Origin of the sequence: Chelativorans xinjiangensis, assembly GCF_009812055.1 — a bacterium.
Lineage (GTDB): Bacteria > Pseudomonadota > Alphaproteobacteria > Rhizobiales > Rhizobiaceae > Chelativorans > Chelativorans xinjiangense.
This window is the reverse complement of record NZ_WQNH01000001.1, coordinates 349,651-370,234: the sequence shown is the minus strand read 5'-3', so window position 1 is coordinate 370,234 and position 20,584 is coordinate 349,651. Positions and strand designations below refer to the sequence as shown.

Below are 20,584 nucleotides of genomic sequence, written 5' to 3'. Positions count from 1 at the left end.
CACACCATGACAGCATTCGTCCTCAAGCGGCTCGGTTTCGCCGTCATCACGCTTTTCGCGGTGTTGACCATCGTCTTCTTCATCGTGCGGGTTTTGCCCGGCGATCCGGCCATGGCCATTCTCGGCGATCAGGCGAGCCAGGCGGCGCTTAACGCGCTGCGTGCCCGGCTTGGCCTCGATCAGCCGCTTTATGTGCAGTATCTTCAGTTCCTCGGCGGCGTCGTGGTCGGCGACTGGGGTGTTTCCATGGTCTCCGGCCGGCCGGTGATCCAGGAGATCCTGAAGGTGCTGCCGGCGACGCTGGAACTTACCTTCGTGTCGCTTGTGCTGGGGGCCGCGGTCGGCATTCCGCTCGGCGTGTGGTCGGCGGTCAGGCGCAACAAGCTGCCCGACTACATCACGCGCATGGCCTCGCTTCTGGGGCTCTCTTTCCCGGCCTTCGTCTCGGCGGTGCTGCTTCTCATCGTCTTCGCCATCCAGCTTCGCTGGTTTCCCGTCATTTCCTCCGGGCAGGGGACGACCCTTTCCGATCGGCTGCGCGATCTGGCGCTGCCGGCGGTCAACCTCGGCCTCATCATGGCCGCCTACATCACCCGCGTTTCCCGTTCGGCCATGCTGGAAGTGCTCAACCAGGATTATGTGCGCACCGCGCATGCCAAGGGGCTGGCCTTCGCCACCATCATCTGGCGCCACTGCCTGCGCAACGCGCTGATCCCGGTGGTGACGGTGGTGGGCCTTTATCTCGGCATCCTGATCGGCAATTCCGTGCTCACCGAGATCGTCTTCAACCGGCCGGGCCTGGGCAAGCTCATCATCGGCGCGCTCAACCAGCGCGACTACACCATGCTGCAAGGGATGATGGTGATCTATACGCTGATCGTCGTTCTGGTGAACCTGATCACCGACCTCACCTACGGCCTGATCGACCCGAGGATCAAATACTCATGACCGATGCTGCGACAGCGCCCCTCTCGCGCGCCGCCTATCTGCGCAGCGCCGCCGTTGCCATGGGCGGCGGTCTCATCAAGGCGTTCAACGCCAACAAGACCTCCTGGGTCGGGCTCGGCGGTTTCCTCATCGTCGTGCTGCTGGCCGTCCTGGCGCCGGCGATCGCGCCCTACGACCCGCTCGACCAGAACATCCTCTACCGCCTCAAGCCGCCCTCGGCCGAGCATTGGCTGGGTACGGACTTCTATGGCCGCGATACGCTCTCGCGCATCCTGTGGGGCGCGCGCATCTCGCTTGCCATCGGGCTCATCGCCATCGGCTCGGCGATGGTGATCGGCACGCTGATCGGCATGGTGGCGGGCTATTACGGCGGCCGCACCGATATCATCGTCATGCAGGTGATGGACGTGCTTCTGGCCTTTCCCTCGCTCATCCTCGGCCTGATCGTCGTCGCCATGCTGGGGCCATCCATCGCCAATCTGGTGATCGCCATCGCGCTGACCGCCGTGCCGCCCTTCGCCCGTATCGCGCGGGCGCCGACCATCGCGGTGAAGAACCGCGAGTTCATCGAGGCGGGCCGGGCGCTGGGCTATTCCGATCTGAGGCTGATGTTCGGCCATATCCTGCCCAACATCGCGCCGGAGATCCTCGTCATGGGCTCGCTGTGGCTTGCCACCGCGATCCGCGTGGAAGCCTCGCTCGCCTTCATCGGCCTCGGCGTCAGCCCGCCGACGGCCACGTGGGGCGGCATGATCCGCGAGGGGTTCGAGAACATCCTCGATTCGTTCTGGCTGGCGCTGTTTCCGTCGCTCGCCATTCTCGTTGTCGTCTTCGCGCTGAACCTTCTCGGCGACGGGCTGCGCGATGCCATCGACCCGCGGCTGAGGGGTGAGGAATGAAGATGCCTATCCTATCCGTCGAAGGGCTCACCACCTCCTTCCGCGTCGAGGGCGAATGGCTGCCGGTGGTGCGCAATGTCGGCTTTGCCATCGGCGAGGGCGAGACCGTGGCCGTGGTGGGGGAATCGGGTTCGGGGAAATCCGTCACGGCACTCTCCATCATGCGGCTGGTGCAACAGGGGGTGGGGCGGGTCGAGGGATCCGTCAAGCTGGGCGGCAGGGAGCTGCTGACGCTCGACGATGCAGCCATGCGCGATGTGCGCGGCGGCGAGATCGGCATGATCTTCCAAGAGCCGATGACAAGCCTCAACCCGGTGCTGACGGTCGGCTTCCAGGTGGCCGAGGCGCTCACCCGGCATCGCGGCATGGACGGGGCGGAAGCCGGGGCCGAGGTGCTGCGCCTGTTCGATCTGGTGCGCATTCCCGACGCCAGGCGGCGCGCCGGCGAGCATCCGCACTCCTTTTCCGGCGGCATGCGCCAGCGCGTGATGATCGCCATGGCGCTCGCCTGCCGGCCGAAGCTGCTCATTGCCGACGAGCCGACCACCGCGCTCGACGTGACCATCCAGGCGCAGATCCTGGAGCTGATCCGCGAACTGCAGAACGAGATCGGCATGTCGGTGATGTTCATCACCCACGACATGGGCGTGGTGGCAGAGATCGCCGACCGGGTGGTGGTGATGCTGAAGGGCGAGAAGGTGGAGGAGGCGCCGGCCGCCGAGCTCTTCACCGCGCCGAAGCACGGCTATACGCGGATGCTGCTCGGCGCGGTGCCCAAGCTCGGGGCGCTTGCCGAGACGGCTACCCCGCGCCGCTTTCCCGCCATGGCGCAGACGGGCCCCGGGCCGGAGCCGGACGGCGAGCCGGACAGGCGCGGCGATGCCATTCTGGATGTCGAGGGGCTGACGACGCGCTTTTCCATGCATGGCGGGCTGTTCGGCCGCACCACCGGCTATGTGCATGCTGTGGAGGATGTCTCGTTTGCCGTGCGCGCCGGCGAGACGCTGGCGCTGGTGGGGGAATCGGGCTGCGGCAAGTCCACCACCGGCCGCTCCATCCTGCGCCTGGTCGAGCCGACGGCCGGCAAGGTGCGCTTCGAGGGCGAGAACCTGATGGAGGCCGACGCCGCCGCCTTAAGGGCGGCGCGGCGGCGCATGCAGATGATCTTCCAGGATCCCTACGGCTCGCTCAACCCGCGGCAGACCGTCGGCTCGGCCATCGGCGAGCCGATCCGCGTGCACGGGCTGGCAAACGGGGTGGAGGTTGAGGAGAAGGTGGCGCGCCTCTTGGATCTGGTCGGGCTGACGCGCGAGCACGCGCTGCGCTTCCCGCACGAATTTTCCGGCGGCCAGCGCCAGCGCATCTGCATTGCCCGTGGCCTGGCGCTCGAGCCGAGCCTGATCGTCGCCGACGAATCCGTCTCCGCGCTCGACGCCTCCATCAAGGCTCAAGTGGTCAATCTCATGCTCGATCTGCAGCGCGAGCTCGGGCTTGCCTATCTCTTCATCAGCCACGACATCGCCGTGGTGGAGCGGGTGAGCCACCGCATCGCGGTGATGCTTCTGGGGGAGATCGTCGAGATCGGCCCGCGCGACGCCGTGCTTTCAAACCCGCGCCATCCCTATACGCGCAAGCTCATCGAAGCCGTGCCGGTGCCCGACCCGGCGACCCGTGGCCGGCGGCGCGGCCTGATCGCCGACGAGCTGCAAAGCCCCGTCCGGCCGGTTGGCTGGACGCGGCCCGAGCGGCGCATGGTGACCGTGGGACCGGAGCATTTCGTGATGGAGCATTGAGGGAGCCTACCGGCGATCGATCCCTGACGATTGTCCTGCGCGGCGAACTGGTCCACAAGGTTGAAGGCGGCTTCCTGACGCGGGTATCAGATGTTTGGCTTTCGCGATGTCGAGATCGTACATGCGGTGGTTCGGGCAGGCGGCTTCCGTGCGGCCGCGCAAAGGCTCGGCCTGGCGCAGTCGGCGATTTCCGCGCGCATTGCCGCGCTGGAGAAGCGGCTGGGGGTCAGGCTGTTCGACCGGGTGGGCCGCCAGGTTCGTCTCTCCCCGGCCGGCCGCCGGTTCCTCGAAGAGGCGGATCGTCTCGTGCACAGCCGCGATCGGATCGTCCAGGAGATCACGCAGACGAGCGGGCTCAACGGCACCGTGCGCATCGGCGTCGCCGAGACCATTGTCCATACGATCCTGACGGCAATGCTCAAACGGCTGCGGCGCGAGCATGCCCATGTCCGTTTCGAGCTCTCCGTCGATACGTCCGAGCAGCTTGCCAACAAGCTTGTGGAGGACGAGATCGACGTCGCCATCCTCCTCAGGGACCTGCAACCGCGGGATGTGGTGGCGGCGCCGCTGCGGCCCATCGCGCTCGGCTGGTATGCCTCCGATCGCCTGCCCACGCCGGCCGCGCCTTTGACCCTGGCGGAGTTGGCTGCCCACCCCATCGTCACGTTTCCCAAGGGGACGCCGCCTTACAAGCAGGTTGAGCGGCTCTTCACCGGGTCCGTTGGCGATGCGCCCATTCTTCATGGTTCGGCGTCGCTCTCCACCGTGCTTCATCTCGTTGCCGACCAGTTCGGCATTGGCGTTCTGCCCTGCCGCATGGCGACGTCCCACCAGCTCGGCGCCGCCGATCACGTACAGCAACTGGAGGTGGAGCCCCGCGCTGCGCCGGAGGACCTGAATTTCGTGGTGGCGTACTTTCCCGAGCGCAACCGTGAGGCGGGCCGTATCATCAGCGAAGCGGCCTTGGAAGCCGATCAAAATGATCTGTTGTAGAGATCGATAAGTTATAAAAATGATCGATTGACAAGATCAATGAAGTTTGGAATCCCTTTTCAAGATAGTGGAAGGGGACAGAACATTTTGGCGTCGACGCATTTCCAGGCAATGGCATCAAAGGCCGGGGCATCGAAGGCCGGCCAGCAGACATTCGGTTCGGCCTGTGCCTTGCGCCGGGCGGTTCGTGCAGGCCTCATGCGGAGCGACACGGCGGGAAAGGCGCCCGGCTATCTGCAGGGCAACCTGGCCATCCTGCCGAAGGCCTTCGCACCCGATTTCCTCCTCTTTTGCCAGAAGAACCAGAAGCCGTGCCCCATCATCGGCATCGGCGAGGCCGGCTCGCCGGCGCTGCCGGACCTTGGCGACGACATCGACATAAGGGTCGACGTGCCCCGTTACCGCGTATTTCGCGGCGGCGCCGACTTCGAGAGCGTCGAGGACCTCAACGAGGTGTGGCGCGAGGATCTCGTCACCTTTGTGCTCGGCTGCTCATTTTCCTTCGAGGAAGCCCTGGCGTCGGCCGGGATCCCCGTGCGCCATATCGATGCCGGGCGCAACGCGCCGATGTATCTGACTTCGATAGACACCGTTCCGGCCGGGCCTTTCAAGGGTCCTCTGGTCGTCAGCATGCGCGCCTTCAAGCCTTCCGATGCCATTCAGGCCATTTTGCTTTCGGCCCGGCAGCGCCTGGCCCATGGCGCGCCGGTTCACATCGGCGATCCCGCGCAAATCGGTATCGCCGACATCATGCGCCCCGACTTCGGGGACACACCCGTGATGGAGGAAGGCGACATTCCGGTGTTCTGGGCCTGTGGCGTCACACCGCAGATCGCCATACGCACCTGTGGCGCCGACCTCGCCATCACCCACGAGCCCGGCCACATGCTGGTGACGGACATCCCCGCTGAAGCCGCGGAGAACCGTCTTTCCGGCATCGGCGCGGCGCTCGCCATAAACAGATAAGCGAACCCAACAGAGGATAGAGCCATGAATACCATTCGCAACGCACTTCTGGCCGGCGCGGCGCTCTTCGTCGGCGCGGCCGCTGCCAACGCGGAGGAACTCTCCGTCGTGGGAAGCTGGAGCAGCCTGCCGCTCTACAAGCAATATGAGGCGCCGTTCTGGACCGAGACCCTGCCGGCGGCAGGCGACTTCGAAGTCAGCATGACGACGTTCGACCAGATGGGCGTCGCCGGCGCGGATGTCTATCGGATGCTCGGCGATGGGGTCTTCGATGTCGGGATGACGGTTGCCGATTACACTGTCGGGGATGCGCCCGAATTGGAGGGTCTGGATGTGCCCCTGGTGGCGACGACCGCGGAAGAGGCGCGCAAGATGGTCGAGGCGGCCCGCCCCATGGTCGAAGAGATCATGACCGAACGCTTCAACGCGAAGCTTCTGGCAATCGCGCCGTACCCGCCGCAGGTGGTGTTCTGCAAGCAGCCCGTGTCCTCGCTTGCGGACCTGAAGGGCAAGAAGATCCGCGGCTCCGGTCGCATGACCACAAAGCTGCTGGAAGCGCTTGGCGCCGAAGGCATCAATGTCGACTTCTCGGAGGTTCCAGGTGCGCTCGAGCGTGGCGTGATCGACTGCGCGGTTACCGGTGCCGGCTCGGGCTACAGTGCCGGCTGGTGGGAGGTTTCCTCCCACTTGATGACCCTGCCGCTTGGCGGTTGGGACCCGGTGGTGACCGCCATCAACCTCGACAAGTGGGAAGCGCTTACAGGCGAGCAGAAGGAGTTGCTCTCAACCCAGATCGAGAGCCAGTTCGAGGCACCGGCCTGGGAAGCGGCCTCCGGTGCGCTCGCCACGGACGTTGCTTGCCTTACCGGCAACGGCGACTGCCCGGCTGGAGAGCCGGCCGACATGACGCTTGTCGAGCCGACCGAGGCCGATGCCGAAGCCGCGCGGGCGATCCTGCAGGAAACCGTTCTTCCCGAATGGGCCGACCGTGCCGGCGCCGACTGGGCAAAGCGCTGGAACGAGAGCGTCGGCGAGACCGTGGGCGTGCAAATCCCGCTCTGATAGGTGGAACCGGGGCCGGAGGGCGAAATATGTTTGAGAAAACCGTAGACGCCCTCCGGCGCTTGAACCGGCTGATAGCGCTCATCGTGGGTGTCGTTCTGGCGCTCACGGTGGTCTTCATCCTCGTCGATATCACCCTGCGCCAGTTCGGCCGCTCTTTCGGCGGCTCGGACGAGATATCCGGTTACGTGATGGCGATGGTCGCAAGCTGGGGCCTTCCCTTCGCGCTTCTCGAACTGGCCCATGTGCGCATCGATCTCTTGCGCCTGCGCCTGGCGACGACCGGCCGGAGCGTGCTCGACATACTGGCGATCTCAACGACGGCCGCCGTCACGTCGGTCGTCGCCTGGCAGGCCTGGCCGGTGCTCGAGAAAACCATCGACCGCGGCTCGCGCGCCAATACGCCCCTTGAAACGCCGCTGTGGATTCCTCAGGTGATCTGGTTCTCCGGCTGGGTCTGGTTCGCGTTCGTGTCGACGGTCTTGCTCTTCTGCGCGATCGGGCTCATCGCCCGGCGCCAGACTGCTTCGTTTGAGCGCTCCTTCGGTACCGCGACGGAAGTGGAGGCTTGAGCCGTGATCTGGTCCGTCTCCATCGCGCTTCTTGGCTTGCTCTCCCTCTCCATCCCGGTTGGGATCGTTCTGTTCATCCTGGGATTCGGCATCGACCTGTTCGCTTCGCCATTCCCGCTGATCCGCGGGCTCGGTCAGGTGGTCTGGTCGTCGTCCAACAGCTCCACGCTGATCGCTATCCCGTTCTTCGTATTGCTCGGCGAAATCCTCGTGCGCGGCGGCGTGGCCGAGCGGACCTATTCTTCCCTCGACAAATGGTTCTCCTGGCTGCCGGGCGGCCTGGTTCACGCCAATATCGGCACCGCCACCCTGTTTTCGGCCACTTCCGGCTCTTCGGTGGCGACGGCGGCCACGGTGGCGACGGTCGCCATGCCGCAGGCCGACAAGCTCGGCTACGACCCGCGCCTCTTCTCGGGGGCGATTGCGGCGGGAGGCACGCTTGGCATTCTCATACCGCCATCGATCAACCTGATCGTCTACGGCTTCCTGACCGAGACCTCCATTCCGCGGCTCTTTCTGGCAGGTCTCATACCCGGCCTCCTGATGGCGGCCGCCTTCATGGCGATAACCGCGCTCATCTGCTGGTTCCGGCCGGCTCTCGGCGGTTCGAGCCGCAGCTTCGGCTGGGGGGAGCGCTTCGCAAGCCTCATTCAGCTTCTGCCCATCATCGCCCTCTTCACGGTTGTCATCGGCTCCATCTATGCCGGATGGGCGACGCCGACGGAATCGGCCGCCATCGGCGTCGCCATGGCGCTGCTGATCGCCGCGATCAGTGGCGGGGTGGGGCTGAACATGCTGCGCGAAGCGCTGCTGGGCACGATCAGGATCACCGCGATGATCATGCTCGTCATCATCGGCGCCTATTTCCTCAATTTCACCCTGGCCTCGGCGGGTCTCGGCCGCGAGCTCACCGGCCTGCTGCAGGGATCCGGCCTGTCGCCAATGGGAACGCTGTTCCTGGTGATCCTGCTCTACATCGTTCTCGGCTTCTTCATCGAAACCCTGTCCCTGATGGTCGCCACCATTCCCATCATCGTGCCGATCGTCGCCGAACTCGGCTTCGACAAGGTCTGGTTCGGCGTCCTGATGATCGTGCTCATCGAGATGGCGCTGATCACGCCGCCGGTGGGCCTCAACCTCTATGTCGTTCAAGGCGCGCGCAAATCGGGAACGCTGACCGAGGTGATGGTGGGCGCTCTGCCCTATGCGCTCGTCATGCTGGCCATGGTGGGGATGCTTGTCCTCTTTCCCGGCCTGGCATTGTTCCTGCCTGCCGCGCTGTAACCCTCTTCAAGAAGGAGTATCTCCATGCGCTTCACATGCGCCGAAAGCACGCTCGACCTCGATTTCGCCCACTGCGTCGTGGCCGGCTGGACGGGCCGCAACCCGGACGCCATCCAGCATCATATCGACGAGCTCGCGGCCATCGGCGTAGCCCCGCCGTCCGCCGTTCCGCTGTACTACCGCGTTTCCGCGGGCCTTCTCACACAGGCGCGGTCGCTCCAGTTCGTGGGGGCTAACACGTCCGGCGAGGTGGAGCCGCTCATCGTGCGCGCGGGGGGCAAAACCTATCTGGGTCTTGCCTCCGACCACACCGACCGGGAGCTGGAAGCGCACTCGGTGGCCCTGTCGAAGCAGGTTTGCGCCAAGCCGTGCGCCGGCGAGCTTTGGGATTTCGAACAGGTCGCGGACCGTCTGGACGCTCTCGAGCTGCGCTCCTGGATCAAGGAGAACGGCGACTGGACCCTCTACCAGGAAGGAACACTGAGCGCGATGCGGCCCATGGCGGAGCTGATGGAGGGCGCGGAGCTGGAAGTGTTGTCCAGGGAAGGGCCCGCGGCCATGCTGGGCGGGACGCTCGGCGTCACGTCAGGCGGCGTGCGACCGGCCGCCGAATTCCGCATGGAGATGCGCGACCCGCATAACGGACGCACGATCGCCCATAGCTATTCTATAAGGACATTGCCGGCAGTTGCCTGACAGGAGAGGGATCGAAGATATGACCGATATCGTCGCCAAGGCCAAGGAGGCCATCGCCAAGGTGGAGGGGCTGGGCGATGAGGCCGGCCGGATATTCACCGCCTTCGATCCCGACAGGATCCTGGCCGACGCTTCCGCGCTCAAGGCGCGCAGGAAGGCCGGGGAAGCGATGCCCCTTTATGGCATGCTGGTCTCCCTCAAGGACCTTTTCGACGAAGAAGGCCATGTGACGAGCGCCGGCTCGAAGCTTCTGAAAAACGCTCCCCCCGCGAAAGCGGATGCCGCCGTGGTGGCGCGTCTGAAGGCGGCCGGGGCGCTGTGTTTCGGCCGCACGTCGATGAGCGAGTTCGCCTATTCCGGCGTCGGCCTCAACCCTCACTACGGAACGCCGGGAAGCGCCTTCGACGCATCGCGCATTCCCGGCGGTTCTTCGTCGGGGGCGGCACTCACCGTTGCCCATGGACTGTGCGATGCGGGTCTCGGGACGGATACGGGCGGTTCCGTCCGCATCCCCGCGGCGGTCAACGGGCTCTACGGCTACAAGCCTTCGCAAGGCGCCGTGCCGCGCGAAGGCGTTCATCCGCTGTCCGATCTGTTGGACAGTGTCGGCCCGCTCTGCGCCGATCTTGAAAGGGTGCTCCTTTTCATGCGCGTTCTGGGGGACGGGCTGGAGCCTCTACAGGCTCCGGAGCGGCCGCTGTGCCTGGCGGTTCCGGTCCATGCCTTCGTCAACGACATCGACGCTTTCACGCGCGATCATTTCATGCACGCCTGTGACCTGCTTCGCCAAGCCGGGCATGAGTTGGCGGAGCTCGATCTGGGCTTTTTGCCGGAGGCGCTGGGGCTCAACCGCGTCATCATCGCCTCCGAGGCCCATGCGCTTTACCGCGACCACCTCGACGAGCTTGAGACCGTGGGCGACCCGCGCATCCTGAAACGCATCCGTTTCGCCGAGACGCTTTCCGCCAGAGACCTGGAAGACGCGCGCCGGAAACGCGCCGATGTCGTGCGCCGATTTGCCGATGTGATGGAAGGCTACGATGCGTTGATTGCGCCGACGCTGGCGATCATGCCGCCGACGATTGCCGAGGCGAACGAGAATTTCGACGCGGTCAACGCGATGATGCTGCGCAACTGCTCCCTGATCAATCTCGCGGACGGCTGTGCCATGGCCATGCCCACGAAGGGCAACGGCGTATTGCCGGGAAGCCTCATGCTGGCGGGGCGCAACGGGGATGACGCGCGCATTCTCGGGCTGGCAAAGGCGCTGGATAAGATTGTGACCGCCAGGGCGTGATCGCGCCCAATCAGGGGAGGGGGGCGGGCTCCGCGATTGCCTTTCCGTCGATCGCGTTGCCTTCCCGATCGAAGAAATGCAGGTTTTCGATCGCGATCTCGAGCCCCACCTCGGTATCCGCCGCCGGTGCCGGACCGTCGTGAGTGACGAGGCAGGTCTCATCGTTGTCGAGCGCAACATGAAGCAGCGAAGCTGCGCCGGTGTATTCGCTGATCACGACCTTCCCGCGCAACATGCCTTCGCCTGGCGCGACGACCGAAAGGTGCTCGGGACGCATGCCGATGCTGTGGGCCGCGCCCGTACCCACTTCCCTGCCAGCCGGCTTTAGGGTGATGGCCGCGGCAGGCATGATGTTCATCTTCGGGCTGCCGATGAACTGCGCGACGAAGAGGTTGCCTGGACGCGTGTAGAGTTCGCGCGGCGTGCCGATCTGCTCGATCCGGCCGTCATGCAATACGACGATCTTGTCTGCGAGCGTCATCGCCTCGATCTGGTCGTGGGTGACATAGATCATCGTGTTGCCGAGACGTTTGTGCAGGGATGCGATTTCAGAGCGCATGTGAACGCGCAACTCGGCGTCGAGGTTGGACAGCGGCTCGTCGAAGAGAAAAACCTGCGGGTTCCCGACGATAGCCCGGCCGATGGCGACGCGTTGGCGTTGCCCGCCGGAAAGCTCTCGCGGGTAGCGGTCGAGCAAGGCTTCGAGCTTGAGCGCGGCAGCGGCTTCCTTGACGCGGCGCTGGCGCTCCTCGACGGGCACTTTGCGCACCTTCAGTCCGAAACCCATGTTGTCGCGCACATTGAGGTGCGGGTAGAGCGCGTAGGACTGAAACACCATGGCGACGCCACGCTTGGCTGCCTGCACGTCGTTGATGAGGCGGTCCCCGATATAGAGCGAACCCTTGGTGATATCTTCCAGCCCCGCAATCATGCGCAGGAGCGTGGACTTACCGCAGCCCGAGGGACCGACGAAGACCACGAATTCCCCATCCTTGATGGTCAGGTCCACGCCGCGGATGATCTCGACATTGCCGAAGCGCTTCTCCAGATTGCTTAGTGTCAGGCTTGTCATGTGTGGTTCCGTTGTTTGTGCCGGCCGTGCGGCTATCCCTTGACCCCCGACAGGGCGAAGCTCTCAATGATCTGGCGCTGGGCGATCAGATAGACGCCCAGGATGGGCACCACCGCGAGGCTGGTTGCGGCGAGCTGCAAATGCCAGAGCGGCAGGCCGTAGGCGTCCGTGAAGTTGCTGAGCGCCAGCGGCAGGGTGAAGAGCTCGAGCGAACTCAGAAATACCAGCGGCTCCAGGAACAGGTTCCAGGAAAACAGGAAGGTGATGATCGCGACCGCGGCAAGCGCCGGCCGCGACATGGGGAGCGCGATGCGCCACCAGATGCCGAGGCGCGACAGACCGTCCATCTTGCCGGCCTCCTCCAGCTCCTTGGGCAGCGCCAGGAAATACTGACGCATCAGGAAAGTGGCCATCACTCCGTGCGGCCCGAACACCGGCAGCAGGATCAGCGGTGAGTGGGTATCCATCAGCCCCATCCAGCGGATGAGAAAGAAGTTCGGGATGATCGTGACTTCCTCGGGCACCATCAAGGCCGAGATGAGGAAGAGCATCAGCAGTCCCGCCCCGGCAAAGCGCATCCGCGCCAGCGCGTAGCCGGCCAGAGACGAGAACACCAGCGTCAACGCTGTCACGGCAAGCGCGATGTAGAGCGAGTTGAAATACTGCCGCGCGAAGGGCTGATATTCGAAGACTTCCACGAAATTCTGCCAGCGCCAGACGCGTGGGATCAGGCTGGGCTGTCCGAAGATTTCGGTCGCGCTCTTGAATCCGGAGGAGATCATCCAAAGGAACGGGAAGACGAAGGGGATCGCCACGACGAGAAGCGAGATCGTCCAGCAGATGCGGTTGAGGGTACGGATTTGCCTGACCGTGAGCGTCATTGCATGTCCTTCCGCCTGAGCATCAGCTGGACGATGGTGAGGACCATGACCACGACGAACATGATCATGGCCAAGGCCGAGGCATAGCCGACATTGAAGAACTTGAAGCCCTGCTCGTAGATGTAGAAGGCGAGTACCAGCGTGCCGTTCTCCGGGCCGCCGCCGGTCATCAGGTAGATGTGGTCGAACACCTTGAACGAGCCGATCGTGGTGATGACCATGATGATGAGCGTGGTCGGTGCCAAAAGCGGCCAGATGACCATGCGGAAGATCTGCCAGTTGGACGCCCCTTCCAGCCGCGCCGCCTCCTCATAATCGCGCGGAATGGTTTGCAGCGCGGCGATATAGAGGATCATGTTCAGCCCGACCATCTTGATGACGCGGGTGACGATGACCGCGGCCATCGCCCAATCCGGCTCGCGCAGCCAGTTGGGACCATCGATGCCGACGACGGCCAGGATCTGGTTGACCGCCCCGGCCTCGTTCTGCAGCAGGAATTTCCAGACGATCGCCCAGGCCACCGCGGAGGTGACGACCGGCGCAAAAAAGACGGCGCGAAAGAAGACCACGCCGAAAAAGGGGCGCGACAGGGCAAGCGCGAGCGTCAGCGCAAGCGCCATGTTCAGCGGAACCAATCCGGCTGCAAAGATGAGCGAGTTGCGGACCACGTGCCAGAAGTCGGGGTTCCTGGAGAGGGCGTCCGCGTAGTTCTCCATGCCGACGAAGGCCGCCTGCTGGGTCAGCAGGTTCCATTCGGTCATGCTGTAGAAGAAGACCGCGATCAGCGGGCCGAGGAAAAAGATCAGGAAGCCGGTGAGGATCGGGCTGACGAAGAGCCAGGCCTCTACGGCTTCCCTATGCTTCAGGGCAAGCCTCGGCACGCGCAGGAAGCGTGCCGAGTTCTTATCGGTGGCGGGTACGGCCATCCACTCCACCGGTCAAAGTTGCGGCTGGACCGCCGCGCAGACGGCTTCCAGGGCTTTGGCGACGTCCGCATCCGGCTTCCACAGCGCATCGACGCGGGGTGCCATGGCCGCCAGGATCTGAGGGCTGCGCTCGTGGCTGGGCAGAACCTTGCCTTTGGCGATGGCATCGCTGACACGGGCCATCTGCTCGGCCGAGATCAGCTCGTTGCTCTGGGTGAAGGCGTCGCTGTTCAACACGGACTGGCGTGCCGGCGGGAAGAACTGGGCCATGGTGGCCACATTCTCCTCATTCGTCATGTGCGCCAGAAACTCGGCGGCAAGTTCCTTCTGCTTTCCTTGGTCGAAGACCACGATTGCCGCCTGGCCGATAACGGGAGATTCGCCGCCCGGACCGCTCGGCAAGGGCGCGATGCCCCACTCGAAGCCCGCTTCCGGCATCTTCGAAGCACGGGAAATCTGGTTGATCGTCATCGCGGAGCCGCCGGAGAAGTAGTCGCCTTGCTCTCCCGGCGGCACGATCGATTTGTCCTTGAACACCATATTGTGCAGCTGCTGGACCGCGGCGACCGCCTCGGGATCATCGAAGCCGCATTCGCCGTTCGTCCAGGCGTTTCCGCCATAGGCGCGGATCGGCGGCATCAACGCGTGCATGATGCGGGAATCGTAGCCTTGGCCGTCCTTGAATTCGAAGCCCCATTTGCCCGGATTCGCCTCGGTGAGCGCCTTGGAGACTTGCTGGAACTTATCCATGTCCCATTCGCCCTTGGCGGCGAGCGCGAGCGGGTCTTCCAGGCCCGCCTTATCGAACATGGCCTTGTTGTAGAAGATCATGAAGGGTGAAGTGGAAAACGGAATGCCATAGACCTTCTCGCCGTCCACCCAGAGGCCCATCGCGCTTGGCGAGAAATCCTCCAGGCCATAGCCCTCGATCCCGCGCAGGGCCGGCCCGAGGTCCATGAGCACGCCGGCCGCCCCGAATGTGGGCGCCGCGTCTTCCATGATCCAGCCGAGATCGGGCGGATTGCCGCCTGCGAGCTGGAACGTCAGCTTCTGCGTGTAGTCGGCGGCCGGGATTGTTTCGAACCGCACCGTGACGTCCGGATGCGTTTCCTTGAAGCTTTCGGCGATGCCGTTGAGCATGGCCAGATGAGCGTCGCTTCCGGTCCAAACGGTGAAGCGCAACTCTTCCGCCGATAGCGAAGTCGTCGTCATCATACCCAGCGCCATCAGCGCCGGGACTACCAGACTTTTCCTTGCGGCTTTCATGAACTCCTCCCTGGATTTTTAGCCGTTTTCGAACATGCCCGCCGCGGTCGACGACCTGGCGGGTATTGCTTTGACGCGGGGCTCCGCCACCGCTGTCATGAGGCCGCCTCGGGCAGCGCTCCGGGTGCATCGCCGATGGTCCAGCCTCCGTCGACGGGGATATCGGCGCCGGTGATATAGCCGCCGGCATCGCTGCAAAGCATGATGACCGGTCCTACGCAGTCTTCGGGGCGGCCGGTGCGCCCGACTGGGATCTTCGCTGTGACCGCCTGCCGGAACGCCGGATCGGCGTAGCGCTCCGCCGTGCGTTCGGTCTCTATGGCGCCGGGGGAAATCACGTTCATGGTTACGCCCCGATGGGCGACTTCGCGGCCGATGGCACGAATTGCGGTGAGCTGCGCCGCCTTCAATGCGGCATAGACCACGGTTTCGGCACGCGGCCGCGTCGCCAACACGCTTCCAATCGCCACGACGCGGCCCCAGCCGCGCTCGGCCATGGCCGGCACGAGCCTGCGCGTGAGTGCCAGGAGAGAGGCGAAATTGGCGGTGACATGGGCCTCGACATGGGCCGGCGTCACGTCCTCCCACGGTCGGCGCTGCTCGATTGCCGCGTTGGCGATGAGGATGTCGAGCGGGCCGTGCCTGGCTACGGCCTTGTCCGCCAGATCTCCCGCCGCTCCGGCCTCGGCAAAGTCGGCTTCCATCACGGCGGCATCACGACCCATGGCGGCGATCTCGCGGCGCACTTCGGCGGCTCCATCGGCATCGCCAAGATGATGCAGAACGAGATCGGCGCCGTGCGATGCAAGCCCTAGCGCCAGTGCCCTGCCGATGCCGGTATTGGCGCCGGTGACGAGGGCCCTGCGGCCGGTCAGGGAGAACGCTGCGCCGCTCATGCCGTACCGTCCGCTGCGGGCGCGAGCTTGCCGACCACCTCGAGGGAGGCGATGTCGGCGGCCTCGAAGTGGGCGATGATCTTCCGTTCGGCCAGTTCCGCATCGCCGGCAGCGATCGCGTCATAGATTGCGCGGTGACGGTCGATGGTGGCGTTCCAGTCCGCCGGGGTGCGGTTGGCGCGGCGGGAAAAGAGTTCCGAAACCTCGCGCTGCACCGAGCGCAGCCCCTCCATCTGCACGCGGATCATCGAATTGCCGGTCGCCAGCGCAAGGCCGATATGGAACAGGATATCCGCCTCGGTGAAGCCGGCGGGGTCCCCAAGGGAGCTCTGCATGTCGGCCAACGCTCTTTCCATGGCCGCAAGCCCGGCCTTTCCCCGGCGCTGCGCGGCGAGACGGGCAATGCCGGTTTCCACCACCCGCCGCATTTCGTTCGCTTCGCGCAGGCGCTCGAGGCTCGAGCGCACCGCATAGCCGTAGATCCGCTCCAACGGCTCTCCGTTGAGGGCCTTGGCCCGGGCGACCTTGCCCTGCTGGGTGGAGATCAGCCCCGCCGCCGAAAGCTGCCGCAGCGCTTCCCGCGCGATCGGCTTGCTCACTCCGAACTCTTTGGCGATTTCGCCTTCGGGCGGCAGCGGCTCGCCGGGCGAGATGCGGCCGTCGAAGAGGGCCGCGGCGATGGCATCCGACACCGTATCGGCCAAGCGCGACGGCGCGGCCAGTTTGGCGGAGAAAAGCGGTTTTCTGGTCGAGCCAGTGGCCATGTTCACCCCTTGTTGGGCCATCACCTAGCAGCTAGCCTCCAACTTAGCAACTAAGTTTGTTAGTTGCAAAGCATCTTGGTGACCTATAAAAGGATGCGACGATGACCGACGGAGGGATAAGACCCATGGCGACAGGGGCGGCAGCTGCGACAACGGACACAGTGCCGGGCATCCGCATCACCGATGTGATCGCGCATCCGTTGACCCAGACGCTGCCGAGGCCCACCATCACCTCCTGGGGCGCCTATAGCGAGGTCTCCATCGTCCTTGTCGAGGTGCGCACCGATGCGGGGATCGCCGGCGTAGGCGAGACGCTGGCCCGCTTTTCACCGAAGGCTTATGCAGAGCTGATCGAGACCTCGCTGAAGCCCCGGCTGGTCGGCCAGGACGCGCGCAATATCGGCGCGCTTTGGCAGTCGATGCGGCGCGCCCTTTCGGGCCGCGCGGGCGGCATGCTGATCGAGGCGATCGCCGGCGTCGATATCGCGCTGTGGGATATTTTGGGAAAGGTCGCCGGCCAGCCGATCTATCGCCTGCTGGGCGGTGTCGGGCGCGCGGAGGTGCCGGTCTACGCGGCTTCCGTCAATTGGGGCACCGACGAGTTCATGGACCAGGAGCTCGACCGCTACCTGGAAAAGGGCTTCCCGCGGATCAAGGTCAAGATCGCCAATCCCGTGCGCGAGGCCTGCAAGCGCATCGAACGGCTGCGCAAGCGAGCAGGCGACGGCATCGAATTATGCGTGGACGCCAATTGGGCCTACACGCTGGAAGAGGCGGTGGAGGTCGGCCGCGCGCTCACCGACAACGACTATTTCTGGTTCGAGGAACCGCTGCGGCCGGAAGACGAGCAGGGTTACGAGGAACTGCACCGGCGCTGCGCCACGCCGCTTGCCGCCGGCGAGAGCAATTACTCGCTCGACCAGGCGATGCGTCTCCTCGCCAACCGGACCTTGTCGTTTCTGCAGCCGGACGTCGCCCGCGCGGGCGGCATCAGCGAGACGCGCCGCATGGCGGAATTCGCGGCGGCCCACGACGTGGCCTACGCGCCTCACATCGGCATGTCCGGTATCGTCTGCGAGACGGCGAGCGTGCATCTTGCGGCGGCGATGCCCAATCTGCGCGCCATGGAGTGCGAGACCGATTCCAGCCCGTTCAAGACGGCGATCACCGGAGCTGCTCCGGGAGCCGACCGGCAGAAGAACGGGCTGCTGCCGGTTCCGACCGGGCCCGGCCTCGGTATCGAGGTCGACTGGGACGCGGTTGCGCGGCTCCGCAGCCGGTAGTCGGGGGATCGAGAATTGACCGAAAGCCCTATGAGAACCGAGCTGGCGGAGGCGCTGCGCACCGCATTGCTCGAAGCGGACCCGAGGCTCAGCCGGTTCGACCCCCTGCCGAGGATCATCAGTCACGATGATTTTTCGCGCGGCCACTGTGGATGGTCGCAGCTTGTAGGCAATTACGAAGGCGACCTCGACACCATGCTGCCGGGCTACGCCCAGCATTCCAGCCCAATGCTCTCGACGCTTGCACACTGGGACGCGGGCTCGCATGGAGGCTATGGCAGCTCCTACGCGCTGAAGGTCGCCACCAGGCCGCGGCCGGGGGCCCAGAATGTAGCGATCAAGCGGCTCACCTTCCGCAAGCGCGGGCCGATCCGGTTCGAGATGTATTTCACCTTCAAGCCAGAGGCGACGGAGCTGACACTGGGGGAGACCGACGTGCGGTCCGTCGGCTTCCTGTTCGACCTGCAGGGCGGCGACCGCGACGGCGATGCCGAAAGGGTGATGCCGCATATCCGCTTTCTGAACGCCTCCGACGGCGATCATGTGCAGAAGTGGCAATACAAGCGACAGTCGACCAAGTTCAAGCCGATCGGCAACAGCGACAAGACGCTGAGCCACTATCACCTGGCACCCGATGGCTGGCAGGATCTACCGGGCGGCCAGCAGCGGCTCTGCTACAACGAGATCGCGACCAAGGTGAATTGGAGCTACCTGCGCTTCGATTTCGATCTGGCGGCAATGAAGGCACTGTCCCTCCAGTGCAATGACCGGGTCTTCGATGTGTCGGATTTCGATTCGATCCGCATGCCGGCGATGAAGAACCTCTGGTGCATGCTGAATTTCTGCCTCTTTGCCGAGACGGACGTGGCGAAGCGCGCCTTTCTCTATGTCGATTCCGTGTGCATCTCGGGGGACTTCTGATGCTGCCGGAGAGCATCACCGCCATCGTTGCGCGCAACGAAAGATGGACCGGGGAGGCCGCGACGGAACCTTTCGAGGCCGGATGGGCGCGCGAAGCGGTCGTTTTCGTACGTGCGCTCAAGGAACCGGCCGGGGCGGCGCCGATGGCCTGGATCGAGATTTCGCCCGACGGGATGCACTGGGTGCCCGAAGGCACGCGCCTCAAGATGCCGACCGCGAAGGACGAGATCGCAGTGGCCCGTCTGACCTGTTTCGGTAACTGGCTTCGGGTGGCGACGCGCTTCGATGCGGGCGCCGAATGCACCGTGCTCGTTACAATTCACCTGAAAGCCTGAAGGACGTGGCACGATAGCGTGCGTGTCGCGGCGTAAGAAAAAGCAGCCTCGGGATCGAGGCTGCTTTTCTAGTCCGAAGAGTGGACTGCCGGCCAGACGGGAAAGCCGCTTCTAGCGTGCGATCTGGAAGCGCGGGACCGGCTGGTCGCTGGCGTCGCTGGGGCCGAAGCCCTGCGCGGCGGAGAAGCCGACCGGCCCGCGAATGGTGGAGCCGGACGAGTTGCCGATACCGGCGGTTACGGTCCGATCAACGCCGTTGCCCATCTGGAAGCGCGGGACCGGCTGGTCGCTGGCGTCGCTGGGGCCGAAGCCCTGTGCGGCGGAGAAGCCGACCGGCCCACGAATGGTGGAGCCGGACGAGCCGCCGATACCGGCGGTTACGGTCGACCGATCGACCCGGTTGTCCATTTGGAAGAGTGGAACTGGCTGGTCGTTTGCATCACTGGGGCCGAAACCCCGTGAGGCGTCGAAAGCGAACGCGTTGCCGGCACCAAGCATGGCGAGTGCGGAAGTGAGAACAGCGATCTTGTACATCATAGTCTCCGGTCTTGTTTCTGCGGGGGAAGGAGTCCCTCGCTGTCATGTAAATATACGGTCTATTCTTGATTTTTGCTACTCAACAGTACTACACATAAGTGTATATACCATCGTGATTACTTCACAGACTTGTAGTTATTACCGTGATTACTATCACGCGCTTGTGAGCACCGGGTGTGAGCCGGCGAAGGAACGGCACTTGAGCGCCTTCCGTGCTACGCTGGGCGTCTTTCGATGAAGAGGCTCACGGGATGCCGGCGAGGACCCTATAAGCGGGCTTTTCGCGGAAAGGGGACGATCTCGGCAGGTGGCCTGCGATATTCGGCCGTGGCAATGGCCTCGATGAGCATGTCCAGGCCATCCCGTATCTTTTGGCTGGTGTCATCGGAGCCGCACAATTCGTCCTGTGCGCGCTCGAGAAGTTGCCGCGCGGCCGCGAAATCGCTTTGCATGTCTCACCACAATCTGCGCCCGCCCATTTGTGGCTAATTCTGACCCAGGTCGATTGTGGCTTCGCAAACAAAAATGCTCGGATTTGAAACGAATTGCCGTCAATGCCGTCATCCTGTTTCAGGTGGGAGAAAGTGAGGTAAGAAAAGCAGCCCGACATCTGACGGGCTGCTTCTCGGCTCCGGAGGCAAGGGGGGTAGCCTCCGGCACCGGGGGGAGGATTTCACCCAGCTATCAGCTGGGCTCGAAATCGTCGGCGGCGTTGTAGCCCTGGTAGGTGCGCACGTTGCCGACATCGGACGGCGCGATCGCCGGCACGGTGTTGTCGAGCTGGAAGCGGGGAGCAGGCAGATCGTTATCGTCGCTGGGGCCGAAGCCCTGTGCGGCGGAGAACCCGGCCCGGGTCTGGCCACCAATGCCGGAGGTCACGATCCGGTCGTCCGAGGCGGGCTTGATCTGATGCTCCAGGTAGGAGTCCGGACCGCCGTTCTGATTGCTGACCTTGAAGTCCTGCGCCATGGCGCTGCCGCCCAGCAGGGCGAGGGCGGATGTGAGAAGAATTACCTTACGCATAATAGTCTCCAGTCTTGTCTTTGGCGAGGAGGGGAGGTTCCTCGCTGCTCCACTTAAATGGACACTCAAATCCAAATTTCTAGCCATGACTGCTATCACAAATTTGTGAACGTCGATGATGTGGCGTGAAGCGCAGGGTCGCCGGCTGCCGCAGCCGGCCGGCAACATCC

The 20,584-nt window shown here is 64.3% G+C and carries 22 protein-coding genes; 13 read left to right on the top strand and 9 right to left on the bottom strand.

Annotated elements, in window-relative coordinates:
• Window positions 1-6 precede the first annotated feature (6 nt).
• The 10 genes from GM910_RS01685 to GM910_RS01640 all read left to right on the top strand — a co-directional run bounded on the left by GM910_RS01685 (window position 7) and on the right by GM910_RS01640 (window position 10,510).
• A complete protein-coding gene (locus GM910_RS01685) occupies window positions 7-948 on the top strand; it encodes an ABC transporter permease (protein WP_159585734.1) in 942 nt (313 codons plus the stop codon).
• Window positions 945-1,847 carry an ABC transporter permease gene (locus GM910_RS01680; RefSeq protein WP_159585733.1) on the top strand — a complete coding sequence of 301 codons (903 nt, stop codon included), beginning with the start codon at window positions 945-947 and terminating at the stop codon, window positions 1,845-1,847. The genes GM910_RS01685 and GM910_RS01680 overlap by 4 nt, the downstream gene beginning before the upstream one ends.
• Window positions 1,844-3,640 (top strand): ABC transporter ATP-binding protein, encoded by a 1,797-nt coding sequence (locus tag GM910_RS01675; protein ID WP_159585732.1) that lies wholly within the window; start codon window positions 1,844-1,846, stop codon window positions 3,638-3,640. Before GM910_RS01680 ends, GM910_RS01675 begins: the two co-directional genes overlap by 4 nt.
• Before the next feature lie 90 nt (window positions 3,641-3,730).
• Window positions 3,731-4,633: a LysR family transcriptional regulator gene (locus GM910_RS01670; RefSeq protein WP_159585731.1), complete on the top strand. Its 903-nt coding sequence runs from the start codon at window positions 3,731-3,733 to the stop codon at window positions 4,631-4,633.
• A gap of 111 nt (window positions 4,634-4,744) precedes the next feature.
• On the top strand, window positions 4,745-5,599 hold the full coding sequence (locus GM910_RS01665) for a putative hydro-lyase (RefSeq protein ID WP_159585730.1): 855 nt from the start codon (window positions 4,745-4,747) through the stop codon (window positions 5,597-5,599).
• A gap of 24 nt (window positions 5,600-5,623) precedes the next feature.
• Entirely contained in the window at window positions 5,624-6,661 is a 1,038-nt protein-coding gene (locus tag GM910_RS01660) for a TRAP transporter substrate-binding protein (RefSeq protein ID WP_159585729.1), read from the top strand.
• Between the two features lie 29 nt (window positions 6,662-6,690).
• Window positions 6,691-7,233, top strand: a complete 543-nt coding sequence (locus tag GM910_RS01655) for a TRAP transporter small permease subunit (protein ID WP_159585728.1) — start codon at window positions 6,691-6,693, stop codon at window positions 7,231-7,233.
• 3 nt (window positions 7,234-7,236) lie between these two features.
• A complete protein-coding gene (locus tag GM910_RS01650) occupies window positions 7,237-8,517 on the top strand; it encodes a TRAP transporter large permease (RefSeq protein WP_159585727.1) in 1,281 nt (426 codons plus the stop codon).
• Window positions 8,518-8,541: 24 nt separating this feature from the next.
• The gene (locus GM910_RS01645; protein WP_159585726.1) at window positions 8,542-9,213 is read left to right on the top strand and encodes a DUF2848 domain-containing protein; all 672 of its coding nucleotides are present in this window, start codon (window positions 8,542-8,544) and stop codon (window positions 9,211-9,213) included.
• Window positions 9,214-9,232: 19 nt separating this feature from the next.
• Entirely contained in the window at window positions 9,233-10,510 is a 1,278-nt protein-coding gene (locus GM910_RS01640; RefSeq protein WP_159585725.1) for an amidase, read from the top strand.
• A gap of 10 nt (window positions 10,511-10,520) precedes the next feature.
• Here the strand turns inward: GM910_RS01640 and GM910_RS01635 are convergent, their stop codons facing one another.
• The 6 genes from GM910_RS01635 to GM910_RS01610 all read right to left on the bottom strand — a co-directional run bounded on the left by GM910_RS01635 (window position 10,521) and on the right by GM910_RS01610 (window position 16,315).
• Window positions 10,521-11,582, bottom strand: a complete 1,062-nt coding sequence (locus GM910_RS01635) for an ABC transporter ATP-binding protein (protein ID WP_159585724.1) — start codon at window positions 11,580-11,582, stop codon at window positions 10,521-10,523.
• Window positions 11,583-11,614: 32 nt separating this feature from the next.
• Window positions 11,615-12,463 (bottom strand): carbohydrate ABC transporter permease, encoded by an 849-nt coding sequence (locus GM910_RS01630; protein ID WP_159585723.1) that lies wholly within the window; start codon window positions 12,461-12,463, stop codon window positions 11,615-11,617.
• Entirely contained in the window at window positions 12,460-13,389 is a 930-nt protein-coding gene (locus GM910_RS01625; RefSeq protein WP_159585722.1) for a carbohydrate ABC transporter permease, read from the bottom strand. The genes GM910_RS01630 and GM910_RS01625 overlap by 4 nt, the downstream gene beginning before the upstream one ends.
• A gap of 12 nt (window positions 13,390-13,401) precedes the next feature.
• A complete protein-coding gene (locus GM910_RS01620; protein WP_159585721.1) occupies window positions 13,402-14,655 on the bottom strand; it encodes an ABC transporter substrate-binding protein in 1,254 nt (417 codons plus the stop codon).
• A 95-nt stretch (window positions 14,656-14,750) separates the two neighbouring features.
• Window positions 14,751-15,551 (bottom strand): SDR family NAD(P)-dependent oxidoreductase, encoded by an 801-nt coding sequence (locus tag GM910_RS01615; RefSeq protein ID WP_159585720.1) that lies wholly within the window; start codon window positions 15,549-15,551, stop codon window positions 14,751-14,753.
• Window positions 15,548-16,315, bottom strand: coding sequence for a FadR/GntR family transcriptional regulator (locus GM910_RS01610; RefSeq protein WP_159585719.1), 768 nt, complete (start codon window positions 16,313-16,315; stop codon window positions 15,548-15,550). Before GM910_RS01610 ends, GM910_RS01615 begins: the two co-directional genes overlap by 4 nt.
• 125 nt (window positions 16,316-16,440) lie before the next feature.
• On the opposite strand from GM910_RS01610, the gene GM910_RS01605 reads away from it, so the two are divergent.
• The 3 genes from GM910_RS01605 to GM910_RS01595 are packed head-to-tail and all read left to right on the top strand — an operon-like array spanning window position 16,441 to window position 18,854.
• Window positions 16,441-17,598: a mandelate racemase/muconate lactonizing enzyme family protein gene (locus GM910_RS01605; RefSeq protein ID WP_159585780.1), complete on the top strand. Its 1,158-nt coding sequence runs from the start codon at window positions 16,441-16,443 to the stop codon at window positions 17,596-17,598.
• 54 nt (window positions 17,599-17,652) lie between these two features.
• Window positions 17,653-18,519, top strand: coding sequence for a DUF6772 family protein (locus GM910_RS01600; RefSeq protein WP_159585779.1), 867 nt, complete (start codon window positions 17,653-17,655; stop codon window positions 18,517-18,519).
• Window positions 18,519-18,854, top strand: a complete 336-nt coding sequence (locus GM910_RS01595; protein WP_159585718.1) for a hypothetical protein — start codon at window positions 18,519-18,521, stop codon at window positions 18,852-18,854. The genes GM910_RS01600 and GM910_RS01595 overlap by 1 nt, the downstream gene beginning before the upstream one ends.
• Before the next feature lie 111 nt (window positions 18,855-18,965).
• On the opposite strand, the gene GM910_RS01590 is transcribed toward GM910_RS01595, so the two are convergent.
• The 3 genes from GM910_RS01590 to GM910_RS01580 all read right to left on the bottom strand — a co-directional run bounded on the left by GM910_RS01590 (window position 18,966) and on the right by GM910_RS01580 (window position 20,414).
• Window positions 18,966-19,388 (bottom strand): hypothetical protein, encoded by a 423-nt coding sequence (locus tag GM910_RS01590; RefSeq protein WP_159585717.1) that lies wholly within the window; start codon window positions 19,386-19,388, stop codon window positions 18,966-18,968.
• A gap of 269 nt (window positions 19,389-19,657) precedes the next feature.
• The gene (locus GM910_RS01585; protein ID WP_159585716.1) at window positions 19,658-19,843 is read right to left on the bottom strand and encodes a hypothetical protein; all 186 of its coding nucleotides are present in this window, start codon (window positions 19,841-19,843) and stop codon (window positions 19,658-19,660) included.
• 232 nt (window positions 19,844-20,075) lie between these two features.
• The gene (locus GM910_RS01580; protein ID WP_159585715.1) at window positions 20,076-20,414 is read right to left on the bottom strand and encodes a hypothetical protein; all 339 of its coding nucleotides are present in this window, start codon (window positions 20,412-20,414) and stop codon (window positions 20,076-20,078) included.
• Window positions 20,415-20,584: the final 170 nt, after the last annotated feature.

Excerpts from the sequence above, each read along its gene's own strand:
- GM910_RS01685 (WP_159585734.1), top strand. The coding sequence starts at position 7 with ATGACAGCATTCGTCCTCAAGCGGCTCGGTTTCGCCGTCATCACGCTT.
- GM910_RS01680 (WP_159585733.1), top strand. The coding sequence starts at position 945 with ATGACCGATGCTGCGACAGCGCCCCTCTCGCGCGCCGCCTATCTGCGC.
- GM910_RS01675 (WP_159585732.1), top strand. The coding sequence starts at position 1,844 with ATGAAGATGCCTATCCTATCCGTCGAAGGGCTCACCACCTCCTTCCGC.
- GM910_RS01670 (WP_159585731.1), top strand. The coding sequence starts at position 3,731 with ATGTTTGGCTTTCGCGATGTCGAGATCGTACATGCGGTGGTTCGGGCA.
- GM910_RS01665 (WP_159585730.1), top strand. The coding sequence starts at position 4,745 with ATGGCATCAAAGGCCGGGGCATCGAAGGCCGGCCAGCAGACATTCGGT.
- GM910_RS01660 (WP_159585729.1), top strand. The coding sequence starts at position 5,624 with ATGAATACCATTCGCAACGCACTTCTGGCCGGCGCGGCGCTCTTCGTC.
- GM910_RS01655 (WP_159585728.1), top strand. The coding sequence starts at position 6,691 with ATGTTTGAGAAAACCGTAGACGCCCTCCGGCGCTTGAACCGGCTGATA.
- GM910_RS01645 (WP_159585726.1), top strand. The coding sequence starts at position 8,542 with ATGCGCTTCACATGCGCCGAAAGCACGCTCGACCTCGATTTCGCCCAC.
- GM910_RS01640 (WP_159585725.1), top strand. The coding sequence starts at position 9,233 with ATGACCGATATCGTCGCCAAGGCCAAGGAGGCCATCGCCAAGGTGGAG.
- GM910_RS01635 (WP_159585724.1), bottom strand. The coding sequence starts at position 11,582 with ATGACAAGCCTGACACTAAGCAATCTGGAGAAGCGCTTCGGCAATGTC.
- GM910_RS01630 (WP_159585723.1), bottom strand. The coding sequence starts at position 12,463 with ATGACGCTCACGGTCAGGCAAATCCGTACCCTCAACCGCATCTGCTGG.
- GM910_RS01625 (WP_159585722.1), bottom strand. The coding sequence starts at position 13,389 with ATGGCCGTACCCGCCACCGATAAGAACTCGGCACGCTTCCTGCGCGTG.
- GM910_RS01620 (WP_159585721.1), bottom strand. The coding sequence starts at position 14,655 with ATGAAAGCCGCAAGGAAAAGTCTGGTAGTCCCGGCGCTGATGGCGCTG.
- GM910_RS01615 (WP_159585720.1), bottom strand. The coding sequence starts at position 15,551 with ATGAGCGGCGCAGCGTTCTCCCTGACCGGCCGCAGGGCCCTCGTCACC.
- GM910_RS01610 (WP_159585719.1), bottom strand. The coding sequence starts at position 16,315 with ATGGCCACTGGCTCGACCAGAAAACCGCTTTTCTCCGCCAAACTGGCC.
- GM910_RS01605 (WP_159585780.1), top strand. The coding sequence starts at position 16,441 with ATGGCGACAGGGGCGGCAGCTGCGACAACGGACACAGTGCCGGGCATC.
- GM910_RS01595 (WP_159585718.1), top strand. The coding sequence starts at position 18,519 with ATGCTGCCGGAGAGCATCACCGCCATCGTTGCGCGCAACGAAAGATGG.
- GM910_RS01590 (WP_159585717.1), bottom strand. The coding sequence starts at position 19,388 with ATGTACAAGATCGCTGTTCTCACTTCCGCACTCGCCATGCTTGGTGCC.
- GM910_RS01585 (WP_159585716.1), bottom strand. The coding sequence starts at position 19,843 with ATGCAAAGCGATTTCGCGGCCGCGCGGCAACTTCTCGAGCGCGCACAG.
- GM910_RS01580 (WP_159585715.1), bottom strand. The coding sequence starts at position 20,414 with ATGCGTAAGGTAATTCTTCTCACATCCGCCCTCGCCCTGCTGGGCGGC.